Origin of the sequence: Nocardia spumae (genome assembly GCF_020733635.1) — a bacterium.
Lineage (GTDB): Bacteria > Actinomycetota > Actinomycetes > Mycobacteriales > Mycobacteriaceae > Nocardia > Nocardia spumae.
On the sequence record NZ_JAJFZL010000001.1, the window covers coordinates 3884441 to 3907567 of the forward strand.

22 protein-coding genes are annotated in these 23127 nt (G+C 68.1%); 11 read left to right on the top strand and 11 right to left on the bottom strand.

What is annotated here, in order from left to right:
* Positions 1-266: 266 nt before the first annotated feature.
* Positions 267-1385, bottom strand: coding sequence for an NAD(P)H-dependent flavin oxidoreductase (locus LKD76_RS17390; protein ID WP_227982379.1), 1119 nt, complete (start codon positions 1383-1385; stop codon positions 267-269).
* 249 nt (positions 1386-1634) lie between these two features.
* The gene (locus LKD76_RS17395) at positions 1635-2018 is read right to left on the bottom strand and encodes a thioesterase family protein (RefSeq protein ID WP_227982380.1); all 384 of its coding nucleotides are present in this window, start codon (positions 2016-2018) and stop codon (positions 1635-1637) included.
* A 299-nt stretch (positions 2019-2317) separates the two neighbouring features.
* Here LKD76_RS17395 and LKD76_RS17400 point away from each other — a divergent pair, with 299 nt between their 5' ends.
* Entirely contained in the window at positions 2318-4600 is a 2283-nt protein-coding gene (locus tag LKD76_RS17400) for an FdhF/YdeP family oxidoreductase (protein WP_227982381.1), read from the top strand.
* A 311-nt stretch (positions 4601-4911) separates the two neighbouring features.
* Positions 4912-5361 (top strand): SRPBCC family protein, encoded by a 450-nt coding sequence (locus LKD76_RS17405; protein ID WP_227982382.1) that lies wholly within the window; start codon positions 4912-4914, stop codon positions 5359-5361.
* Between the two features lie 10 nt (positions 5362-5371).
* Here the strand turns inward: LKD76_RS17405 and LKD76_RS17410 are convergent, their stop codons facing one another.
* From LKD76_RS17410 to LKD76_RS17425, 4 genes are read right to left on the bottom strand one after another with little or no spacing between them, the layout of a single operon-like run.
* Positions 5372-5914: a hypothetical protein gene (locus LKD76_RS17410; RefSeq protein ID WP_227982383.1), complete on the bottom strand. Its 543-nt coding sequence runs from the start codon at positions 5912-5914 to the stop codon at positions 5372-5374.
* 51 nt (positions 5915-5965) lie between these two features.
* Positions 5966-6373 carry a hypothetical protein gene (locus LKD76_RS17415; RefSeq protein WP_227982384.1) on the bottom strand — a complete coding sequence of 136 codons (408 nt, stop codon included), beginning with the start codon at positions 6371-6373 and terminating at the stop codon, positions 5966-5968.
* Positions 6370-6642 (bottom strand): hypothetical protein, encoded by a 273-nt coding sequence (locus LKD76_RS17420; RefSeq protein WP_227982385.1) that lies wholly within the window; start codon positions 6640-6642, stop codon positions 6370-6372. Before LKD76_RS17420 ends, LKD76_RS17415 begins: the two co-directional genes overlap by 4 nt.
* A 53-nt stretch (positions 6643-6695) precedes the next feature.
* Positions 6696-7442, bottom strand: a complete 747-nt coding sequence (locus LKD76_RS17425; RefSeq protein WP_227982386.1) for an SCO6745 family protein — start codon at positions 7440-7442, stop codon at positions 6696-6698.
* Positions 7443-7780: 338 nt separating this feature from the next.
* Here LKD76_RS17425 and LKD76_RS17430 point away from each other — a divergent pair, with 338 nt between their 5' ends.
* Both LKD76_RS17430 and LKD76_RS17435 read left to right on the top strand, forming a co-directional pair.
* Positions 7781-10051, top strand: coding sequence for a serine/threonine-protein kinase (locus LKD76_RS17430; RefSeq protein WP_227982387.1), 2271 nt, complete (start codon positions 7781-7783; stop codon positions 10049-10051).
* 42 nt (positions 10052-10093) lie between these two features.
* Complete coding sequence (locus LKD76_RS17435) at positions 10094-10804, top strand: metal-dependent hydrolase (RefSeq protein WP_227982388.1); 711 nt, start codon at positions 10094-10096, stop codon at positions 10802-10804.
* Here LKD76_RS17435 and LKD76_RS17440 read toward each other — a convergent pair.
* Complete coding sequence (locus LKD76_RS17440; RefSeq protein WP_227982389.1) at positions 10742-11614, bottom strand: helix-turn-helix domain-containing protein; 873 nt, start codon at positions 11612-11614, stop codon at positions 10742-10744. The two genes, LKD76_RS17435 and LKD76_RS17440, sit on opposite strands and share 63 nt — an antisense overlap.
* 101 nt (positions 11615-11715) lie before the next feature.
* Here LKD76_RS17440 and LKD76_RS17445 point away from each other — a divergent pair, with 101 nt between their 5' ends.
* Positions 11716-12435, top strand: coding sequence for an SDR family oxidoreductase (locus LKD76_RS17445; RefSeq protein ID WP_227982390.1), 720 nt, complete (start codon positions 11716-11718; stop codon positions 12433-12435).
* 77 nt (positions 12436-12512) lie between these two features.
* Here the strand turns inward: LKD76_RS17445 and LKD76_RS17450 are convergent, their stop codons facing one another.
* The 4 genes from LKD76_RS17450 to LKD76_RS17465 all read right to left on the bottom strand — a co-directional run bounded on the left by LKD76_RS17450 (position 12513) and on the right by LKD76_RS17465 (position 15262).
* Positions 12513-13004 carry a peptidylprolyl isomerase gene (locus LKD76_RS17450; RefSeq protein ID WP_227982391.1) on the bottom strand — a complete coding sequence of 164 codons (492 nt, stop codon included), beginning with the start codon at positions 13002-13004 and terminating at the stop codon, positions 12513-12515.
* A 255-nt stretch (positions 13005-13259) separates the two neighbouring features.
* The gene (gene gloA2, locus LKD76_RS17455; RefSeq protein WP_227982392.1) at positions 13260-13646 is read right to left on the bottom strand and encodes an SMU1112c/YaeR family gloxylase I-like metalloprotein; all 387 of its coding nucleotides are present in this window, start codon (positions 13644-13646) and stop codon (positions 13260-13262) included.
* A gap of 120 nt (positions 13647-13766) precedes the next feature.
* Entirely contained in the window at positions 13767-14636 is an 870-nt protein-coding gene (locus LKD76_RS17460) for a fructosamine kinase family protein (protein WP_227982393.1), read from the bottom strand.
* Positions 14633-15262, bottom strand: a complete 630-nt coding sequence (locus LKD76_RS17465) for a TetR/AcrR family transcriptional regulator (RefSeq protein WP_227982394.1) — start codon at positions 15260-15262, stop codon at positions 14633-14635. Before LKD76_RS17465 ends, LKD76_RS17460 begins: the two co-directional genes overlap by 4 nt.
* 336 nt (positions 15263-15598) lie before the next feature.
* Here LKD76_RS17465 and LKD76_RS17470 point away from each other — a divergent pair, with 336 nt between their 5' ends.
* The 6 genes from LKD76_RS17470 to LKD76_RS17495 all read left to right on the top strand — a co-directional run bounded on the left by LKD76_RS17470 (position 15599) and on the right by LKD76_RS17495 (position 23117).
* Positions 15599-16306: a DUF8020 domain-containing protein gene (locus tag LKD76_RS17470; protein ID WP_227982395.1), complete on the top strand. Its 708-nt coding sequence runs from the start codon at positions 15599-15601 to the stop codon at positions 16304-16306.
* A 199-nt stretch (positions 16307-16505) separates the two neighbouring features.
* Entirely contained in the window at positions 16506-19169 is a 2664-nt protein-coding gene (locus LKD76_RS17475; protein WP_227982396.1) for an excinuclease ABC subunit UvrA, read from the top strand.
* Positions 19170-19516: 347 nt separating this feature from the next.
* Complete coding sequence (locus LKD76_RS17480) at positions 19517-19927, top strand: NUDIX hydrolase (RefSeq protein WP_227982397.1); 411 nt, start codon at positions 19517-19519, stop codon at positions 19925-19927.
* A 640-nt stretch (positions 19928-20567) separates the two neighbouring features.
* On the top strand, positions 20568-20927 hold the full coding sequence (locus LKD76_RS17485) for an STAS domain-containing protein (protein ID WP_227982398.1): 360 nt from the start codon (positions 20568-20570) through the stop codon (positions 20925-20927).
* A gap of 6 nt (positions 20928-20933) precedes the next feature.
* Positions 20934-21449 (top strand): ATP-binding protein, encoded by a 516-nt coding sequence (locus tag LKD76_RS17490; protein ID WP_227982399.1) that lies wholly within the window; start codon positions 20934-20936, stop codon positions 21447-21449.
* A 60-nt stretch (positions 21450-21509) separates the two neighbouring features.
* Complete coding sequence (locus tag LKD76_RS17495) at positions 21510-23117, top strand: PP2C family protein-serine/threonine phosphatase (RefSeq protein ID WP_227982400.1); 1608 nt, start codon at positions 21510-21512, stop codon at positions 23115-23117.
* Positions 23118-23127 lie beyond the last annotated feature (10 nt).

Here is a 23127-nt window from a genome sequence, read left to right on the forward strand (position 1 = left end):
CGATTCGGCGGGCACACGCCGCGGGCCGTGGGACGGCCGCGGCCGAAATCCGGTGGTATCGAGTGCGATCCGGGCAAACGCCGGAATCGCGGGGACCTGTTCTGCTTGTCGGCGGCATTCGGGCCGCTCACCATATGTAATTCTCATCGCGGATACAGAGTGTCAACCGACACCGGCAAACCGCAAGTGCACCAGCCGGTTCCACAGCGGCGAATCGGGAACCGGACTGTCCGGCAGGGCTCGGCGGCCCTGCCGGACAGGATCGGTCAGCTGTTGAGCTTGTTCAGCCGCTCACAGGATTCGAGGTACTGCTCCATCAGTCGCTGCATGACATCGGAGGTGCGCTCGACCTTGTTCATCATGCCGACGACCTGGCCGACCGGGTTGAAATTGACGTCCTTGGCGGCCTCGGGATAGCGGTGGCCACGCTTGACGCCGTCGAGGGCGACCATCATCTGCAGCGGCATACCCAGCGGATCCGGGGTGTCGGAGCGCTCCCATGCCTCGGTCCAGTCGTTGCGGAGCATGCGCGCGGGCTTCCCGGTCCACGAGCGCGAACGCACGGTGTCGTGGCTGCTGGCATCGATGTAGGTCTGCATCTGCGCCGGCGGCACATTGGCCTCCTCCACGGTGAGCCAGATCGAACCGGTCCACGCGCCCGCGGCACCCATCGCCATCGCGGCGGCGACCTGACGGCCGTTGCCGATACCACCGGCCGCCAGCACCGGCAGATCCCCGACCGCGTCGATCACCTGTGGCCACAGCACCAGCGAGGAGATCTCACCGCAGTGACCGCCGCCCTCGGTGCCCTGGCACACCACGAAATCCAGACCCGCGCGCTTGTGGTTGAGCGCGTGCTTGACCGAACCGCACAGCGCGCCGATCAACCGGCCGGAATCCTGCACCTTCTTGATGATGTCGTCGGGCGGAGTGCCGAGCGCGTTGGCGACCAGTTTGGCCTTCGGGTGCTTCAGGATCACATCGACCTGCGGGCCGGCGGTGGTGGCCGTCCAGCCCAGCAGCTGCTCGTGATGTTCACCCTCGGGCAGCTTCGGGACGCCGTGGTCGGCGAGGAGCTTCTCGGCGAAATCACGATGCCCCTGCGGAACCAGCTTGGCCAGCTCGGCTTCCAGCTGGGCCGGGCTCAGGTCGTCGATGCCCTTGCCCTCGTATTTGGAGGGGATCACGAGGTCGACGCCGTACACGCCGTGCACATGCTCATCGAGCCACGCCAGCTCGACCTCCAGCTCCTCGGCGGTGAAACCGACCGCACCCAGGACGCCGAGACCACCGGCGTTGCTCACCGCGGCGGCGACGTCGCGGCAATGGGTGAAAGCGAAGATGGGGACATCGATGCCCAGTCGTTCGCAGATCTCGGTATGCATGGCGGGGTGACTCCTCTGGTCTTCCGGCGCTGGAACTTCGAGACAAGACTAGAACACGTTTCATATTCAGACTAGTGACTCGTCGGTCAGGAATCGATAGTCGAGCCGAAAACATGCTTCGATCGGTTGCGATGATGCGGCCCCGACCTGCGCTGGAAAGGTGTCCAGCACTGATTTCGGCAGCACAACATGTTCTAGTTGATCGAATCGGCGTCGCGCGCCGCCGGCACCGGGCCGGACGGGCCCGCCTCAGTCGCCGCGAGCGCGCGCCAGAAAGTCGCGGCGCTCGACCACGGTGCGGCGCACGGTACCGTCGGCGACCAGCACCTCGCCGACGTGAGCCACCACACGGAAGGTCAGGCGCGGACCGTCGACCTCCACCAGCCGGGCTCCGATGGTGAGCATCGTGCCCGGCGGGCTCGGGCGGCGGTGGCGCACCGACACCTCGGTTCCCACGCTGGTCCGCCCGTGCGGCAACGCGTCTCGAACCGCGCGCACCGTGGCCTCCTCGGCGAGCGCGACGATACGAGGGGTCGCCAGGACGTCGACATCGCCGCTGCCGAGTGCGACGGCGGTGTCCGCGGCGGTCACCTCGACGCTGAATTCGGCTTCCAGACCGGGCCGCAGCTTCACGCCGCTACGGTAGCGCCGCGCACCACGGCGTGGATGCGGAGACGCGGCGCAGCGTGTCGCCGACCGGCGGGCATCGGATACGAGGCCAGGGCGCCGGGCAGGCCCAGCGGCCGGTACCGGCGTAGGCCGGCAGCGGATCGCGGACGGCCGGCGCCTCGCCGCCGCCGGGCACGGTGTATTCGCCGCGGTGTCGACATTGTGATTCGGCGGTTTCGCGGCGAGAATCGGATGCGGGCACGAACTTCGCATTTCTCGACCGCGTCACAGCCGGAATCTCGGAATCGTCGAAGGGACAGGTCATGGCCGTCAGTTCGCGTGCAGACCGGGCCGACGAGCCCGAATTCCACCCGTATCACCACCCCGCGGCCGGCTGGGGCGCGGCCAAGAGCGTCACCCAATTCCTGCTGCGCGAGGGCGAGCCGATCGCCGGACCGCACGCGATCATGAAGATGAATCACGAGAACGGCGGATTCGACTGTCCGGGCTGCGCCTGGCCCGACGACCGCAAGGGCCTGCGCCTCGACATCTGTGAGAACGGCATCAAGCACGTCGCCTGGGAGATGACCCACAAGCGCGTCGACCGCGAGTTCTTCGCCGCGCACACGGTCGCCGAACTGGCGCGGTGGAGCGATTTCGACCTCGAGGATCAGGGCCGGCTCACCGAGCCGATGAGCTACGACCCCGACACCGACCGCTATGTGCCGATCGGCTGGCCCGAAGCCTTCGAGTTGATCGGCCGCACTCTGCGCGGCCTCGACGATCCCGGCGCCGCCGCCTACTACACGTCCGGCCGGCTGGGTAACGAGGCCACATTCCTGTACCAGCTGATGGCTCGGGAGCTGGGCACCAACAATCTGCCCGACTGCTCGAACATGTGTCACGAGGCGAGCGGCCGGGCGTTGCAGGCCGCGCTGGGCACCGGCAAGGGCACCGTCGACCTGGTCGACTGGGAGGCCACCGACGCGCTGTTCATCTTCGGGGTCAACGCCGCGTCCAACGCGCCGCGCATGCTCACCTCGCTGGTGGAGGCGCATCAGCGGGGCGCGCAGATCGTGCATGTGAATCCGCTGGTGGAGGCCGCCGCGCGGCGCGCGATCATCCCCCACGACCTCACTCGGATGGCGACCTTCCACGCCACCGCCACCAGCACGCTGAATCTGCAGCCGCGTATCGGCGGCGATATGGCACTGGTCCGCGGGATCGCGAAAGCCGTTCTGGAGGAGTCGAATTCGAATCCCAAGGCGGTCGACGCGGAATTCATCGCCCGCTACACCGCCGGTTTCGAGGACTATCGCGCGGTCTGCGAGGCCGCCGCGTGGGCCGAGATCGAACAGCACTCGGGCGTGAGCGCCGCCGATATCCGCAAGGCCGCGCGCATCTACTGCGATGCCGATCGCAGCATCATCAGCTGGTGTCTGGGCGTGACCCAGCACGAACACGGCGTCGACACGGTACGCGAGATCGTGAATCTGCTGCTGTTGCGCGGCAATCTGGGCCGGGAGGGCGCGGGCCCGTCCCCGGTGCGCGGACACAGCAATGTGCAGGGCAACCGGACCTGCGGTATCGATCACCGACCGGCGCCGGAATTCCTCGACCGGCTCGCGCGAGTGTGCGGTATCGACCCGCCGCGCGCGCACGGTCTCGACACCGTCGGCACCATCGACGCCATGCACGCCGGCTCCGTGCGGGTCTTCGTCGGGATGGGCGGCAATTTCGCCCTCGCCGCGCCCGATACCGCCTATACCTTCGACGCGCTGCGCAAGTGCGATCTGACCGTGCAGGTCAGCACCAAACTCAATCGCAGTCATCTGGTCCACGGCCGCCGGGCGGTGATTCTGCCGTGTCTGGGCCGCACCGAACGCGACGAGCAGCGTGGCGGCCTGCAGCAGACCTCGGTGGAGGATTCGATGAGTATGGTCCACCTGTCGAAGGGCATGAAGAAGCCTGCATCCCCGCGACTGCTGTCGGAACCGGCGATCATCGCCGGAATCGCCCGCGCCGCACTGCCGCACAGCGCCACCCCCTGGGAGCACTACGTCGAGGATTACGACCGTATCCGCGACACCATGGCGCAGGTGCTCGACGGATTCGAGGACTTCAACCGCCGGGTGCGCCTGCCACTGGGGTTCCGAATCCGCCAGCCCGCACGGGAACTGGTCTTCCGGACGCCCACGGGACGCGCCGAGTTCTCCGCCGCGCCACTGCCGGAGATCTCGCGGGAAACCGGGACGCTGACCCTGGCGACCATGCGCTCACACGACCAGTGGAACACCACCATCTACTCCGACAACGACCGGTATCGCGGGGTGCGCAACCTGCGCACGCTGATCTTCATGAACGCCGACGACATGCGCGAGCGCGGTCTGTCGCAGTTCGACCGGGTCGACATCACCAGCACCGCCCGCGACGGCAGCACCCGTTCGGTGCACGACTACACGGTGATCGGCTACGACATCCCGTCCGGATGCGCGGCCGGCTACATGCCGGAACTGAACGTGCTGTGCGCGATCGGCGATTACAGCACCCAGAGCGACCAGCCGATCATGAAGAACCTGACGGTCACCGTCCGGCGGTGCGGCTGACCGTCGTCGGCGGACACCGACCCAGCTCGCGATCGAGGTCGTCCTCGGGACTCTCGCCGACCGCCGCCCGACAGCGGATCCCACGGCCTCACCTCGAATTTCGGCGCGCGCGTGGCGTTGCGCGGGCGCGGACCTCGGGCAGGTGAAAGAAGTTCCGGGACAGCGCAATCGGGCCGGTAGGCTGGTGCCCGGGGCAGCTCGATGACCTGGACCGAGCGTGCGAGAAACGCCGAGTTCGCCCGGTTTCAGCAGGGCCCGGTACGGGCGTGCCATGCTCGTGCCGAGAACGGCCTCACGCAGGAGGTGCAGCGGTGAACTTCGACTCGGAATTGGATCCGGCCGCGGTGGAGATCGGCGGCTTCTTCCCCCAGGCGCCGGAACTGGTCTGGCGAGCCCTCACCGAATCGGATCTGGTCGAGCAATGGCTGATGCGATCGATCGGCCTGCTGCCGTCGGTCGGGACACATTTTCTCTTCGTGGTGCCGACCGAACCGAGCGCCGAAATCGCCTGCGAAGTTCTCGAAGCGCGGCCCACCCGGCAACTGAGCTACAGCTGGGTCGATCTGCGCGCGCGGCATCCCGCCCGCTGGGTGGTCGAGTGGGGCCTCGAAACGCAAGGGCGAGGTTCGCGAGTGCTGTTGACCCAGACCGGTTTCGATATCGGCGATCGCCGCCAGAAGATGGCCCGCAACGCGATGGAGCGAGGGTGGCGCGGCGCCCTGTCACGACTCGGCGGTGTCCTCGACCGGATCGAGGCCTGAGCCGCCCCGCTCACCAGATCAACGTGCGTTCCGGAACCCGCACACCGGCGAAGAAGCGTTTCCCGATATCGCTACCGTCGTGGTTGTAGGCATTCATGATCTCGGCGACCTCGTCGGCCAGCTCCTGCAGCGCCGGGCTGGGGCTGTCGATCCCACAGTCGGTGACCCATCCCCATTCCCGGGGCACGCCCTCGATGGTCACGATGATCTTGCCGACATAGGGCGCACCCACCGAATAGCCGATCTCGATCGGGGCGTCGCGAATCGGCGAGCGTTCGACGATCTCGGCGCGATGCTGCGGCATGCTGAAGATCTTCGCGAAAGCGATGTCCTGACCGATCATCTCCGCGATGCTCGCGAGCGTGGCGTGGCGGCCGATCCGGTGGTAGCGCTGTCCGTAGTCGCGATCGCCACCCGGTCCGGCCCAGTGCGGATGCTTGGCGAGGATCCGATCCAGCATGCGCTGGGCCGCATCACGTTCGGCCGCGCCGGTGGCGGGATGGTCGATCAACTGACGCAGCCGGGAAATCCTGGGGCTCACGGTCTGTGCCATCGTCGCGGTGTCCTCTCCTCATCGTCGCAGGGCGGCCACGGTCGCGGCCGGTCACGGCAGCGGATCCACCAGCACCTTGTGGTCGATGCGCCGCAACATATCGGGCCGCGCGGTCAGGCACGGCCAGTTGCGCGCCACCGCCTCACTGGCGGCCTGACCGGCCGCCACCAGCGCATCGGCATCGGATCGGCCGGCGAGCAACCCCGCGACCCGTGACGCGGCACCGGTGTCCAGACCGGTGACCACGGTATGCGGCAGATCCAGCAACACCGCGAGGATATCGAGCCGGTCCGCCCGGATCAGGGCCTGCCCCGCCGCGGCCACCGCGGCGGGTACGACGATCGTGTGCCCTGCTTCGGCGGTCGCCCACGCGACCGCGTGCACGTACGGCAGCCGCCGTGTCCAGCCCACCACCGCGGCGGTGTCGAACACCACGCCGCCGAGTGCGGCCGGGCTCACGCGGCGCCGGCGCTGGGACGATCCAGATCCTCCGCCGACAACGGCGGCAGGCCCTGCATGCTGCGGGCCTGATTCACCAGTTCGAGCGGCGGCACACCCCCGAAGGTCGCCTCGATCGCGTCCAGGGAGATATCGCGATGCATGCGATCACGCAGCGCCGCGGATACATAGGCGGACACGTTGTCGATCCGTCCCGACGCCTTCCACCGCTCCAGGGTGGACACATCGTCCTTGGGGACCGAGATCGTCACCTTCTTCGTCTCCGCCATACCATCAGCTTACTTCAGTATGGCAACGACCGATGACAGGTGCCGCGGCCCTGTCACCGCGTGAACACGGTGGTGTGCGCCTCCTGCAGCAGCGCGACCAGTTCCTTGCCGCCCTGCTCGTCCAGCCCCGCGAAGGCCGGTGCGATCAACTCGTCGGTCAGCGCCTCGGCGGCATCCCAGCGCTGTCGCATCGCGGTGGTCACCTCCGTCGCGTCGACCCGATCGCCCCAGCCGAACAGCCGGGCCTGCGTCGGTCCGTCCGCGCGCGGCGAACCACCGATGAGGACCGCTTCGAACGGCGACAGCCCACTGGCGCGGACCGCGATCAGATGCACACCGCCGCGCAACTCTCGCAACGAGTGGATCAGTTGCAGCACCCGGCCGGCGGCATCCGGCGCCTGCGGCAGGGCGTGCCAGCCCGCGAACAGCGGCACCCCCGCGACCTCGGCGGTGTCGGCCACGGTCTGCAGCAGTTCGGCCAGCCGGTCGGCGGAGTCGAAACCGGCCAGTTTGCGGCGGCCGAAATCCTGGCAGGCGCGCACATATCCGGTGGCCGCCGCGGCGGGGGCCACCGGCACCGATTCCCATGCCGCACGCACGGTCGCCGGTTCGAAGAAGCCGAAGGCGGCGGTCACGACGGCAGCGTCGACGTCACCGAGGACACCGGCCCGGCCCCGGGTGTAGGGACCGATGAAACCGTCCACTCCGGTGCCGGCACCGAAGGCCTTGGCCTCGCGGGAGAACATGAACGCGCCCCCGATGTTCTGAATCTCCGATTTCACCGCGGCCGGCACCGACACGGCGGACCCCTTTCGACGAGAACGACCGCGACGGCCGCTCGATTGCTTCGACATTCGCGCGGAGCCTATCTCGCTTTTGTCTGCTGATGCCAGCCCTCGACGGCACACCACCGTCACGACAGCCGCCGAGCTAACCCGCGAACCCGGCCGCCGCCGTCCGGCGCCGCGACCCCCGGCGGTGCGAACCGGCCGATCGCGCGCACCCGGCCGACGTCCGCGCACGCGATGCGCGAATTCCCGTATAACGTAACGGTATCGGCACGTTCCCAATTATTCATGGGAGGATTCACTTAATCTCGGGTGCGGGCCCGGGTACCACCGACTCGAAGCGAGCGAGGATGACAGATCACCTCGGCGCGACCGCACCCGACCCCGGTGCCGACCGCGCCACCGCGACGCAGACCGCGTTGACGTCCCTGGTCGCCCGCTTCGCCCAGCAGTGGCAAACCGCGGGCGAACCCCCTGATCTGTCCGCGCATCTGCCCACCGAACCCGCCCTGCGGCGCTCCGCGCTCATCGAACTGATCAAGGTCGACCTGCACGAACGCTGGCAGCGCGACTCCGACGCCCTGCGCCTCGCCGACTACCGCGCGCGATTCCCCGAACTCGGCGCCGCCCCCCTGCCGCCCGACCTGATCTACGAAGAGATCACCGCCCGCAGCCGACGCGACCACCACTCCGTCGACCTCGACGAATACGAACAGGACTATCCCACCCAGATGGCCCGCATCACCGAAGGATTCGACGCCGCGCCCACCGCGGAGCCCGGACTGCGCACCACCATGCTCGCCGACCCCACCGCACTCGACGCCCTCGACACCATCAATCCGGGCGCCACCGTCGACGACTTCGACCTGCTGCTGCCGCTCGGTCAAGGCGCCTTCGCCCGCGTCTTCCTCGCCCGGCAACGCTCCATGGGCCGCCTCGTGGCGGTCAAGATCTCCCACGATCGCGGCAGCGAACCGCAAACGCTGGCCCAGCTCGACCACGACCACATCGTCCGTGTCTTCGACCAGCGCCAGATCACCGAGCAGCACCTCAAGCTCATGTACATGCAGTACGTGCCCGGCGGCACCCTGCTCGGCGTCCTGCGCATGCTCCGGCGCACGGCACCCGGGATGCGCGACGGCGGCCTGCTCCTGGAGGCCATCGATGCCGCCACCACCACCGGCGGCGTCCTCGAACCCCAGCCCTCACCCACCCGTACCGAACTCGCCCGGCTCAGCTGGCCCGAAACCGTTGCCTGGCTCGGCAGCCGGCTGGCCGCGGCCCTCGATTACGCCAACCGGCGCGGCGTCCTGCACCGCGACATCAAACCCGCCAACGTACTGCTCACCTCCGACGGCCAGCCCAAACTCGCCGATTTCAACATCAGCTTCAGCCGCCACCTCCCCGGCGCCAACCCCGTCGCCTACTTCGGCGGTTCGCTGCCCTATATGGCGCCCGAACAACTCGAGGCCTGTCACCCCAACCTCGACACCACCGCCGCCGACCTCGACACCCGCACCGACCTCTACGCCCTGGCCGTGGTGCTGTGGGAACTGCTCACCGGCCGCATCCCGTTCGACGACGGCCACGATGCCGGCGAAACCGAAGAGTCGCTGGAAGCCATGATCGAACGGCGCCGCAACCCGGTCGCCGCGCGCTTCGACGCCGACCTCCCCGCCGACACTCCCGCGCTACTGCGGCACGCCCTGCTCACCTGCCTGTCACCGGATCCCGCCGATCGCTACGCCACCGGCGCCGAACTGGCCCAGCAACTGGACCTCAGCCAGGACCGCGCCGCGCGCGATCTCGTCGATCCGCCCGCCAACAGCCTGCGCGCCCGGCTGCGCATGCGCCCGATGCCCGTGGTCACCCTGTCCAGCCTGCTCGGCCATCTACTCGCCGGTCTCTACCTCGGATCGCACAACCTGCGCCTCATCCGCGACGCCCTCGGCCCCGACGCCGCCGAGCAGATGGCCGGACTCGGCCTGCTGATGATCGTCATCGCCTACCCCGTCGCCATCGGCGTCCTGCTGTACTGGTGCCGTTCGGTGTTCGTGGTACCCAACGGATTGCGCCGCGGCAGACAGTTCGACGCCGCCACCCTGGCCGGAGCCCGCGCCGACACCCTCGCCTGCGGCGACCGGATCGCCATTGCCACCTTCGTGGGATGGCTTGCGGCACTGGGCATCTTCCTGATCAAGCTGCACACTCTCGGCGGGCTCGACGCCGGACTCGTCACCAGCCTCATCGCCTGCAACCTCGTCGCCGCCTGCGTCGCCGTGGTCTACACCTACTTCCCCGTCACCTACTTCGTGTTGCGCTGGTACTACCCCGGATTGGTCGCCGCGGGCGCCACCACCCCCGCCGACGCCGCCATGTTGCGGCGCATGGTCCACCGCAGCCGCATCTACCTCGGGGTCGCCGCCTGCGTACCGCTGATCGGCGTGCCCGCCGGACTGGTCTTCCTCACCCCCGACCAGCAGCAGACCGTGATCGGCCCCATCGTCGGACTCTGTGTCGGAGGGCTTTTCGCGTTCCTGATCACCCTGCGCACCTTCTACGCACTGGAATCCGACCTCAACGCCCTCGATCGGGTACTCGACCCGCATCCGCACTCCTGACCCGCTTCGGTCGCCCGACCAAGATCGGCTAATCTCGAGTCGGTGCTAGGACATTCACATGCGACCAGTGGTGCGCTGGCGTGGGCGGGAGCCGCTGCCGCGCTACCACTTTCGATTCTCACCTTCCCCGCGGCCACGATCGGCCACATCGGCACCGCCGACCTGCTCTTGGGAACCTTTCTCACCGCCGGCGCCGCGCTGCTGCCCGACGCCGACCATCCCAACGGCACCATTTCGCATGCGCTCGGACCTGTCACGCACACCGCCTGCCGCATCATCTCCAGCGTCTCCGGCGGGCACCGCCACGCCACCCACTCGCTGGCCTTCGTCGTCGCGATCGCCTTCGGCACCTGGGCCGGCGAACACTGGCTGGGGCGCTGGTTCACCCTCGGACTGGTCTTCTTCCTGCTCGCCCTCGCGGTCCGGGCGCTGAACCTGTGCCCACCCGGTGAAGGCTTCCGCTCCTACGCCACCATCGCCGTGCTCGCGGTGGCCGGCACCTTCGCCATGGACCAGTGGATCTCCGACAAACCCTCCTGGTTGCCCTTCTCCGTCGGCCTGGGGGCGCTGGCTCATCTCATCGGCGACTGTCTCACCGATCGCGGCTGCCGGTTGTTCTGGCCGCTCGGAATCCGCACCCGGGTACCGATCATCGACCGCACCGGCAACAAGGTCGAGACCTGGATCCTGTCACCGCTGTTCGTGCTCGGCACCCTCGCCGCGCTCTGGTACGTCATCACCCACCAGCCCTAGCAGCGTCACCGCGTCGCGGTCCGGGCTGCCCGGTTCGGCCTGGAACGCGACGAACCGCTGACCGTCCGGCGCTGTCAGGATTTCCGAGGTCAACTCCATCCGCCCCACGACCGGATGCCGGAACATCCGGCGCGTTCCCCGCTTCGTCCGTACCTCGTAGTGCGCCCACAACGCCTCGAAATCCGCACTGGCCGCACATAATTCATCGGTCAGCGCCGCCAGTTCGGTGCGGTGGGTGCCCGCACCCTGCACGACCCGCAGATGGGCGACACTGTCGCGCGCCATCCCCGTCCAGTCCTCGAATACCGTGCGCGCCGCCGGATGGGTGAACACGTAGCGAATCAGATTGCGTCGCACCGGCTCCCACTCCTCGATGCCCCACAGCAGCCGCCAGCCCTCCGGATTCGCGGCCAGGACGTTGCTCACCTGGTCGAGCACGAACGCCGGGGTGGGGCGGATGGAACCCAGCAACAACACCAGACCACGGCCGGCTGCGGCGATCGGCGCCGCCGCCGTCGCCGGCCGTCCCCCCGCCAGCCGGACCAGTTGCTGCACATGGACCGTCTCGTCGGCATCGAGCAACAACGCCGAGGCCAGCGCCGCCAGCACCTCCGGACTGGGGTTGCGGTCCCGGCCCTGTTCGAGCCGGATGTAGTAGTCCACGCTCAGCCCGGCCAGCGCCGCCACCTCCTCCCGCCGCAGTCCGGCGGTCTGCCGGCGCCGCGTTCCCGGCGGCAAACCGACCTGCGACGGCTGGATCCGCGCACGACGGGCACGCAGGAAGTCCCCCAGGGCACGACGATCGTTCACCTCACCAGTGTGCCCGGTTCCCGGGACAGAGGGGTGGTCCCGCCAGGACCAGGCCTGCAGCGGCCTTCCGGACACGACCGAAACGGCGGACGGTGACAATCATGACCGACACGACCCACACCCTGATCATCGGCGGCGGCTCCGGCATGGGCCTGGCCCTCGCCGAGCGTCTCCTGCACACCGGCCACCACGTGACGATCGCCGGCCGCGACACCGCCCGACTGGACACGGCCACCGCACAGCTGAACCACCCGGAGCGGCTCGTATCCCATCGCGTCGATATCGCCGAAGAACGCACCGTCGCGGCTCTTTTCGATGCCGTCGACACCGTCGACCACGTGGTGATCACCGCCGCCGACATGCGCCACGGGTACGGCCCCCTCACCGAACTTCCCGCCGACGCCGCCCGCACGGTCCTCGATATCAAGGTCCTCGGCCCCTGGCTGGTCGCCAAGTACGCCGCCCCCCGCGTTCGCCGGTCCCTGACGGTGACCTCGGGTATCGCGGCCTATCGACCGGCCGTGGGCGGATCGGTGGTCGCCACCGCCAATGCCGCACTGGAAGGCCTGATCCGGGCGCTCGCCCTGGAATTGGCGCCGATCCGGGTCAACGCCGTCTCCCCCGGCTGGGTCGACACCCCGATCTGGGACGACTTCGCGGGCGCGGACAAGGACATCCGCCTGGCCGCCATGGCCGAACGCCTGCCGGTCGGCCGCATCGGGCAACCGGCCGATATCGCGGCCGCCTTCCACTCCGTCCTCGACAACGACTTCATGACCGGCACCGTCGTGCACGTCGACGGCGGCCACCGGCTCGTCTGACCGGTCCCGGACACACGGACGCCCCGCACCCCGGCTCCCCGACGGAACCGGTATGCGGGGCGTAGTCGCGGCGGGGCTCAGGCCACCTGGGCGGACACGATCGTGATCGGCTCCACCGGCACATCCTGATGACCGGCCTTAGAGCCCGTACGGACACCCTCGATCGAGTCGACGACGGCGTTGCCGTCCACGACCTTGCCGAAGACCGCGTAACCCCAGCCGTCCTGGCCCGGGTAGTTCAGGAAATTGTTGTCGGAGGTGTTGATGAAGAATTGCGCACTGGCCGAATGCGGATCCGACGTGCGCGCCATCGCGACGGTGTACTTGTCGTTGCGCAGCCCGTTCTTCGCTTCGTTCTGCACCCGGTTGGGCGCCGGCTTCTGCTGCATATCGGCGGTGAGTCCGCCGCCCTGCACCATGAACCCCGGGATCACACGGTGGAAGATCGTTCCCTCGTAGTGACCGGACTTGACGTAGTCCACGAAGTTCGCGACCGTCTGCGGCGCCTTCGTCTCGTCCAGTTCGAGGGTGATGTCCCCGGCTGATGTGTTGAGCAACACTGTGGTCATCCGGCCATCGTATGGCAGCCGCCCTCACCCGGCGGACAACCCCTCACTCCGGACGTACGAAGAGACCCTTTTCGTCATGTGCTTCTTGTGGTTTCCGCTGTTTGAGCTGGAAGTCTCCGGCGTGCCATTCGGAGTGACATAGTCAGATGCGCATATCTCCATCTCGTATTGTTTTATGCTCTTCATCCCCGCAGTGCCGTCCGGCATGGTCCCGAACGCCGGCGCCTCCCGGACGCGAGAGCGGCCGGAACGGACTCAGGCCTCGTACAACTCCAGCGGTAAGTCGTCCGGGTCGAAGAAGAAACCGAAACGGCGACCGGTGAATTCGTCGACGCGGACGTCCTCCACGACCACTCCCCTCCCCCGCAGCTCCGCCAGGCCCGCGGCGACGTCCTCGACGGCGAAGGCGAGATGACGCAACCCGCACGCCTCCGGCCGCGACGGCCGAGGCGGCGGATCCGGGAACGAGAACAGTTCCAGTTGGGCGCCGTCCGGCAGTGCGAGATCCAGCTTCCACGAACGACGTTCGGCCCGGTAGTGCTCCGCTACCACCCGCAGCCCGAGCACTTCGGTGTAGAACTCTTTCGATCGCTGATAGTCCGACGCGATGATCGCCGCGTGGTGAATCCTCCGCAACTCCATTGCCCGACCGTAGCCACTCCGTCGTGGCTGTGGTTGTCGCTCGGCGAGTTGGCGGTGTACCGCGACGACGCTAGAGCGTCACATGCGTAGCTGTGCATACAGTCTGCTGCCCAGACGCTTTCACCCTGCGGACAACGCCACTTCCGCGGCAGCGATGGCCTGTTCCCGGTATCCCCCACCGAACAGCACGACATGCACCAGCAACGGGTACAGCTGATGCAGCGCGACCCGATGCTCCACGCCGGGCGAAAGGGGGAAGCGCTCCTGATATGCCCCCAGAATGTGGCCGAGATGCGGAGCGCCGAACAGCCGCAACATCGCCAGGTCCGTCTCGCGATGACCGCCGTGGGCGGCCGGATCGATGAGCATCACGCCGCGCTCGGTCCACAGCACATTGCCCGACCACAGGTCGCCGTGAATGCGGCACGGCGGTTCCGGCGGGCCGGCCAGTACGCCGATCTCGTCGATCACCCGCTCGACGAGCCGAATACCGTTGCGGCCCAGCACGGATGCGGCGGTGGGCAGCAGCGGCTGCAGTCGATACCGGGCATACCAGGGTCCCCACTGCCCCGCGACCATCGCGTTGTCCTGCGGCACGGTGGCGATACGACCCACCCACGGGGCCCCGTACCGGTCGACGGTGTGCGTGTGCAGGTCGGCGAGCGCCGCGCCGAACTGTTCCGCGGCTTCGCGGCCGGGCGCTGTCGAGTTCAACCACGGCAGGACGAGTGTGCGGTCGTCGGCGCCCAAAACCTGTGGGATCAGACCGGCGGCGTCGGCCTCGCGCAACCAGCGCAGGCCGGCCGCCTCCGCGATCAAGGCGTGGTCCGCAGTCGAACCCGGTTGGCCCACAGCACTTTTCACGAAGGCGTCGCGGCCGTCGGCGAGCCGCGCGCGAACCAGGGTCCAGGCGTGTCCGCGGCCGACCGTGCGCTCGGCCACCACCGGCATGCCCAGCAGGGACTCCAGATGCGCCGACAGATCGCTCACGAGGCGTAGACCGTCTGCCAGATCGCATGTCCCAGCGCCCGCGCCAGTTGTTCGTCGTCCACCGGATTCCCGGCCGCGAAGGTGAAGTCGATGGCACGCTCGACCATGCAGGTCAGGGCGATGGCGGTGGCCTCCACCTCCAGGTCGGCGGGAACCCGGCCGGCCGCGCGCTCGCGGTCGAGCCGCAGACGGACGAGTTCGGTGAAGCGCTGGACCCGCTGCTGCCAGTAGCGGCCCACATCGCGGTCGTACCCCGCCACCTCGGTGAGCGCGCGCAACACGCGATGGTGTGCCCGGGTTCCGGCGATCATCAGCCGCATCGCGGTGACCACCCCGGCCTCTCCGTCGAGGTGATCCGCGGCCCACCACAGTTCGGCCGTGCGAAATTGATCGTCGGTCGCCAGGTCGGCCATCCGGATCAGCAGTTGGCTCTTATCGGGAAAGTAGCGATAGAAGGTGGAGCGGGCGATATCGGCCTCAGCGGCGATCCGGGCCACCGGCAGTTCGGTGTAGATGACGCCCGTATCCAGCAGCCGATCCACGGCCGCGAGCACCCGCCGCTCCACCGCGTCACGCCGTTCGTCGCGCTCACGAGACCGCGAGCCGGGGCGGGTCAGCGACGCCATGTCGTGGGTTCGTCGAGGACGGCCATGGGCACATTGTCGCTCGAGTCCCGAGACAACGCAGGTGAGCACCGGAGGGAATCGCCGGAAGATTCGGTCGTCATGCTGGGAAAAGTCTGTGATAACAGCCACAAACGGCAGTTCAGCCGCATTCTGCGTCATTTCGGGCTCGCGAGAAAGCATCACTCGCACTGAAGGTTTCAGACGTCTCGTCGGCAGCGGAGCGGGCGTGGTGAACGGGATCCGAATGAATGAACTCCGGGCGTTCACTGTCTGTTAGCTGGCGTCGTCTGTGATTCCTTCGTCCCTGAACCACTCCGTCTCGAGGTTCCGCAGAAAATGATGATGAGGAAATTCGTCGCGACCGCCGCCATGCTGGTCGCCGCTGTCGGCGTCGCGGCCGGTACCGCCAACGCCGACCCTGCTGCCCCCGCGGCGCCCGAGAGCGTCTACTACAAGGCCAGCGTCGTAGACAACGACAAAGCCGTCATCAAGACCGACGGCGGCTCGATCGTCAACGAAGACGGCATACTGAAGATCAAGGCCGCCAACGGCACCGTGCTCGCCGGCACCCCGCTGAACTTCCGGGTCGACGACTTCGAGTTCCCGATCGCCGCCGACATCTCCGGCAACACCGCCACCCTCACCCCGCAGTACGACGTGCAGCACGCGGTATACAAGCCGGTCGCCCTCCCCTTCGAGGACTCGGCCCCGTGGAAGACCCCCTACGACCGTGAGACCGCCGCCTTCAACCGCCTGAAGGACACCATCTCCACCGGCGCCACCATCGGCACCCTCGCCGGCGGTATCGGCGGCGCGGCCATCGGCTGCATCGCGGGCGCTGCCCTCGGTGTCGTCGCCACCGGCGCCCTGGCCACCCTGTTCGGCCTCGGCCCGCTCGGCGGCTGCATCGCCGGTGCCGCCGCAGTCGGCTTCCTGGGAGTGCTCGCCGGCCAGATCTTCGTGACCGCTCCGGTCGCGATCGGCGCCGCGATCCAGTACTTCGCGACCATCAACGCCCCGTTCAAGCCGGCGCCGAGCAAATAACGCGCTTACCGCCGCTAGGCTCCGTGACGATGCCCTCACAGCAGTTTGCTGTGAGGGCATCGTCGCAGGTGACGGAGATTCACGGCGGGGCCTCGTGCGGGCTGTTCGCCCATGATAGAAGCGACCGGTCCCGGGTAACCGATGAGACCAGAGCACCCTTTCGGCACCGGATCGACCACCGAGGACGGGAGGCCGGCAAATGACAGGTACTTCCGCGCGGAAGCGGGCATCCGGCGGGGATCCGCCGATCGCCGTCCCCGACTGCGTCCAGGTGCGCGGCGCGCGGGAGCACAATCTCGCCGACGTCGATGTCGATATCCCGCGTGATGCGCTGGTCGTCTTCACCGGCGTCTCGGGCTCGGGGAAATCGTCGCTGGCCTTCGGCACGTTGTTCGCGGAATCCCAGCGCCGGTATCTGGAGTCGGTGGCGCCGTACGCGCGGCGGCTCATCGATCAGGTCGGCGTTCCCGATGTCGATTCGATCGAGGGGCTGCCGCCGGCGGTCGCCCTGCAGCAACACCGCGGCGGCGGTAGTGCTCGATCCTCGGTCGGCAGTGTGACGACGTTGTCGAGCCTGGTCCGCATGCTGTATTCGCGGGCCGGTAATTACCCCGCGAAGCAGCCGATGCTGTACGCCGAGGACTTCTCGCCGAACACCGTCCAAGGCGCCTGTCCCACCTGTCACGGTATCGGCCGGGTGTACGAGGTGCCCGAGCAGCTGATGGTGCCCGACCCGTCGGTGTCGATCCGCGACCGGGCGATCGCCTCCTGGCCGCCGGCCTGGCACGGTCAGAACCTCCGCGACATCCTGGTGTCGCTCGGCTACGACGTCGACCGGCCCTGGCGAGACCTGCCGAAGAAGGACCGCGACTGGATCCTCTACACCGACGAGCATCCGACGGTGCCGGTGTACGCGGGGTTCACCCCGGCGCAGACGCGCCGCGCGCTGAAGCAGAAGATCGAGCCCAGCTATCAGGGCACGTTCACCGGCGCGCGCCGGTACGTCCTCGACACGTTCGCGAACACCAAGAGCGCCTCGGTGAAGAAGCGGGTGTCCCGATTCATCAGCAGTGCGGTGTGCCCCACCTGCGACGGCACACTGCTCAAACCGGAGGCCCTGTCGGTGACGTTCGAAGGGCTCGACATCGCCGAATTCTCCGCACTTCCCTTGGCCCGCCTCGCCGAGTTGTTGTCGTCGGTGCTCGCCGAGAACTGGCGCCCGGCCGATATCGGCTCCGACGCCGTCCTCGACGAGTCGGCGCGGCGCACGGCGGTCGAGGAACGGGTCGCGGCCGGCGGCTCCGCACACGACGCGGCTCCGGATGTCCGTCACACGCCGAATATGTCGGTCGAAAAGCGTGCTGCCGCACAGCGTTTGGTCGCCGAACTGCTGGACCGGCTGCGTCCGATCACCGACCTGGGCCTGGGTTATCTGTCGTTGGATCGCACCACACCGACCCTGTCGTCGGGCGAGTTGCAGCGCGTGCGGCTGGCGACGCAACTCTCTTCGCAGCTCTTCGGAGTCGTGTACGTCCTCGACGAGCCGTCGGCGGGGCTGCACCCGCGCGACCGGGACGCCCTGCTGGGAATCCTGGAGGGGTTGAAGCGCCGCGGCAACAGCGTGTTCGTCGTCGAGCACTCGCTCGACATCATCGGCGCCGCGGACTGGCTGGTCGATCTCGGTCCCGGAGCGGGCGAGAACGGCGGCCGGATTCTGCACAGCGGACCGCCCGACGGCTTACGCAACATCGATGAATCGGCGACACGTCGCTATCTGTTCGGCCACGAACGGCCCGCACCCCGGCCGCCGCGGCGGGCGGAGGAATGGTTGCGCCTGAAGAAGGTGCGCCGCAACAACTTGCGTGACGTGTCGGTGGCGTTTCCGCTGAGATGCCTGACGGCGGTCACCGGGGTCTCGGGTTCCGGGAAGTCCAGCCTGGTCAGTCAGGCACTCCCCGCGCTGGTCGGCGAGCATCTGGGCCATCCGGTGATCACGGCCGACGACGACGGAGACGACCTGCTGCTCTCGGACGAGTCGCAGGCCGTCGACGGCACGATCGTCGGCGGAGTCGGCGATCTTCGCCGGGTGGTGTCCATCGATCAGAAACCGATCGGCCGCACTCCCCGTTCGAATGTCGCCACCTACACCGGAATGTTCGATTACATCCGTCGCCGTTTCGCCAGTACACCCAAGGCGCGGCGCCGGCACTACAACGCGGGCAGGTTCTCGTTCAACGTCGCGTCCGGGCGGTGCCCGACATGTGAGGGCGAAGGCTGGGTGATGGTCGAATTACTGTTCCTGCCCAGCGTTTACACGCCATGCCCGGACTGCCACGGCACCCGCTACCAGGCGAGCACACTCGAAATCACGTGGCACGGCCGCAATATCGCCGAGGTTCTGGAGATGAGCGTCGACGAGGCGCGCGCGTTCTTCGACGGCGATACCGACATCCTGCGCTCGCTGACGGTTCTGTGCGACGTGGGGCTCGGCTATCTCCGGCTGGGACAGCCGGCGACCGAACTGTCCGGCGGCGAAGCCCAACGAGTCAAACTCGCCACCGAACTGCAGCGCGCCCATCGCGGCGACGCTCTGTATCTCCTCGACGAACCCACCTCGGGGCTGCATCCGGCCGACACCGACCGGCTGATGCTGCACCTGCAGAAACTCGTGGACGCGGGCAATACCGTCGTGGTCGCCGAACTGGATATGCGTGTTGTGGTCCAGGCCGACCATGTCATCGACCTCGGGCCCGGCGCCGGCAACGAGGGCGGCCGAGTCGTCGTCACCGGCACCCCGGCCGAGGCGGCCGCCGATCCCGCCAGCGCGACCGCCCCCTATCTCGCCGCGGCTCTGGGACATTGACACGCGGTCGCCGCGTAGTGTTCACAGCCAGGCAGAAAGAACGCTCGACGCCAGCGCCCGCGCGTTACGGTTTCATGCGCCTGGGGTGACGAACACGCCGGTGGCACCGTCGGAGAACACCACACCACCCGGTTTCGGCCGGCGGCTCACCGGTGGGTTCGAGCGCCCCGTTCTCCAGCACTCGGTAGGTGAACACCTTTTCGGTGCCCGCCGTGCACTAGCGGTGGCCACATGCACGCCGCGATGAACACCACCGCCGGAATGGCGATAACGATGACCAGCCCTGTCTCCCAACCGATCATCTCACTCCTCCAACAGCCGACCAGCGCGCGAACGACAGGCGAGGCGTGACGATTTCAATGTCGGCAAGATGCATCACGTTGTTGATCGTCCTTCAGCGCCGGGTGGACAACGGTATGTGGGGGCTCCCCGGCGGGAAGATGGAACTCGGCGAGTCGCTGACCGAATGCGGTGTTCGAGAGACGAAGGAGGAGACCGGGCTCGACGTCGAAATAGTCGGCATCGTTGGCACTTACACAAATCCCGGCCACGTTTTCGCCTACGACGACGGTGAAGTGCGGCAGGAGTTTTCCATCTGCCTCCTCGGCAAGCCGATAGGCGGAACCCTCGCGCTGTCGGACGAGTCGCATGAGGTCTCCTGGTTCCGCGCTGATGAAGTGGACCGACTGCCCATGGTCGACAGCATCCGTCGGCGCATCGACGACTGGCGTTCAGGCGCATACCCAGTCATCAGGTAAGGCACGGAGACACTCGCACACTGCGATCCCCGAAGCCGTTTTCGCGGCGATGAGCAACGGCCCGGTCGGCTGTTCGTTCGTAGCCGCAGACCGGGAGTAAGGCCAATCTCAGCCCCGTCGCTCATCTGGCCCGCGAAACCAGGCGCGCGACGGCCGCGACACTCGCGGCCGCGAGGCACGCGAGGATGAGACCCGCTGTCGTCACCGAACACCTCCGTGAACGTCGTCGCGCGATATAGCCACGCGGCGCCCGGGACATGTCGGCGACACGTCGGGTGTCGCGGCAGACACACCGGACCGGGCCCGCGAATGCCGCGCCATGCCACCCCGGCGTGCTGTTCGCCTTCCAATCGTCCATCGGCGTATGCGATTTCGCTCATCGCGCGACGAATGCGGCAGGTCCGCCGTGGACGAGGCTGGGCGCGCGCCGGTCGACGCGTGTCCCGGTGGGCGCGCAGCGGCCGTTACACTCGGTGATCTTGCGAGGTTGAGACCACAGCCGCGCGCGGCACCGCGAAACTACGCCGAGTATCGCGGTGTTCGTCATGCGCAGATGGACCTGCACATCCGCTCGGTCGTCACGATTCATACTCGTGGTGGGCCGGGCACGGATGCCGGGAGTGTAGGGAAGGGTGAACACGTGGGATGCGAAGGCCACAGCGGCTGCACCGCCGATGTGATCTCGGTCGGCGGCTTCGTGGTGGTGGTCGCGGCCGGTGAGGTCGATTCGCATACCGCGCCGCGGCTGGATACGGCAGTCCAGCAGGCCGTGGCTCGCCAGCCCGGACAGCTGATCGTGGATCTGTCCGCTGTCGAGTTCTTCGACTCCTCGGGAATGAATGTGCTGGTCCGCGCCCTGCGCCAGGCGGGACGGGTGCTGGTAGTGGCGCCGCGGCCGGTGCGGCGCGTCGTGGAGGTCACCGGCTTGGCGACGGTATTCGCCCTCTTCGACGACATCGATGCCGCGGTCGCGAACGCGGGCACACACACGAACGGCTGATATCGGATGGGTCACCCCGAGAGCCCACGTCACCCCGAGAGCAGAGCTCGGAAGGCCGCGACGGACCGCGGGCAGCGATCGCTCGAGGACCTGCACATCGAATTCCGGGCCCGGTCCGAGGAGCTGCAGCGGGTGCGGGCCCTGCTGCGGTCCTGGCTCGCGGGCACGAACCTCGGACCGGATCGTGCCTACGATCTGCTGCTGGCCGTCAACGAGGCGTGCACGAACTCGGTCGAGCACGGGCATCGCGGTGACGGCCGGCCCATCGTGCTGCACGCCACGGCCGCGCATTCGATCCGCGTCACCGTCTCCGACAGCGGCACCTGGCGCGCACCGCGAGCGGACGAGGAAATCGATCGCGGTCGCGGACTGCCGATGATGAAAGCCCTGATGCCCGGAATCCGCGTCGTCTCGGACGCCGACGGTACGACCGTCGAATTCGTGGTCTCGACCACCGCCGAGGAGCATTCCGATTCCGGCACCGGACAATGGTCCCAGCGCACGTCGGCGGAGCAGCCGTGACACCGGTTCGACCGCGGCGCAGCGGATTTCGCATGTGCGACGGGATGTGAGGAGGTCGCCATGCCCGAATCCGTCGTGACTGGTGTGGACCGATGGTCGGCGATACCGCATCCGGCCGTGGTGGTCGATCGGGCGGGCACGGTGGTGGCGCTGACCGGCGAAGCGTCGGCGCTGTTACCCGACGTGGCGGTGGGTGAGCCGTTACCCCGCGCCACGTTGCCCTGGTTGTCCGCGGCACACGACGCGACGGCCGCATCGGACAGCGCGCCGTCGCCCGCCTCGGTGTCCGGGCGCGTGGGCGGGCGCGAACTGCATGCGGTCGCCTCCCCGGGCGCCGACGGGACGATCGTCTGGTGGTTGCTCGGCGACACCGCGCGCTCGCTGCACGAGAGCCGTTCGGAGTTGGAGCAGGAACGCGAACGGACCGCGTTCCTGTCGCAAGCCTCCGAGCGGCTGCTGGCCTCGTTGAACGTCGACAGGTGCCTGGAGACGACAGTCCGGCTCGCCGCCCGCCATCTCGCCGATGCCGCGGTGGTCGTCACTCCCCCGGCCGGGCGGGCGCTGTCGGTCGTCTCGTGTGACGAACACGGTGTGGTGCGGGTGAACGTCGTCGAGGAGGATCCCGACGCGGTGGCCGGGCTGAGCGAGGCGCTGCGCGGGTTCCCGCCGATTCCCTCGCAGTGGCTCGACGCCGCGGCGGTGCCGGCGTGGCTGCTGCCGCCCGGTTTCGCGAACCGAACGGGCTCGGTGATCGTGACTCCGCTTCCCGGCCATGGAGTTTCGGCCGGGGCGCTGGTACTGCTGCGGCACTCCGGCGAGCAGATCTTCGACGAGCGCGACGAAATCTTCGCCCAGTTGTTCGCCGGCCGCGCGGGTATCGCGTTGTCGGCGGCACGGCTGTATGCCGAGCAGACCAGTATCACGGGGATCCTGATGCGCGAGCTGCTGCCACCGCAACTGCACCGAGTCCACGGAATCGAATTGGCCGGGGCCTACCGGGCTTCGGAGAATCACGACATCATCGGCGGGGATTTCTACGACGTGCACCGCGCGGCGACACCGGATGGGGAAACCCTCGTCGTGCTCGGCGACGTCTGCGGTAAAGGTCTCGAGGCCGCCGTGCTGACCGGCAAGATCCGCAACACCGTTCACGCGCTGGTGCCGATGGCCGACGATCACCAGCGGATGCTCGCCCTGCTGAACGACGCGCTGGTGTCCTCGCGCCACGATCGGTTCGCCACACTGGTGCTGGCATCGGCCGTGCATCGGGAAGGGCGGGTGCTGCTGCGGTTGACCTCCGCCGGGCACCCGCCGCCATTGATCGTGCGGGCCGACGGGTCCGTCGAAACGGCCGACACGCGTGGGCAATTGGTCGGTGCGCTCCCCGACATCACCGCCACGACATTCCGGACCTCGCTCGCCCCCGGGGAGACCTGCCTGCTCTACACCGATGGTGTGACGGAGGCCCGCGGCGGGCCGCTGGGCCGGCGCATGTTCGGTGAGCAGCGGTTGATCGCCGCGCTGGCCCAGTGTGTGGATATGCCCGCGGAGGCGGTGGTCGAGCGCGTCCACATGCTCACCACCCAGTGGGTCGGCCGCAACCAGCACGACGACATCGCGGTCGTCGCGATCACCGCGCCGCGCACCCCGACCCTCGTGATCGACTGACCCGCACACG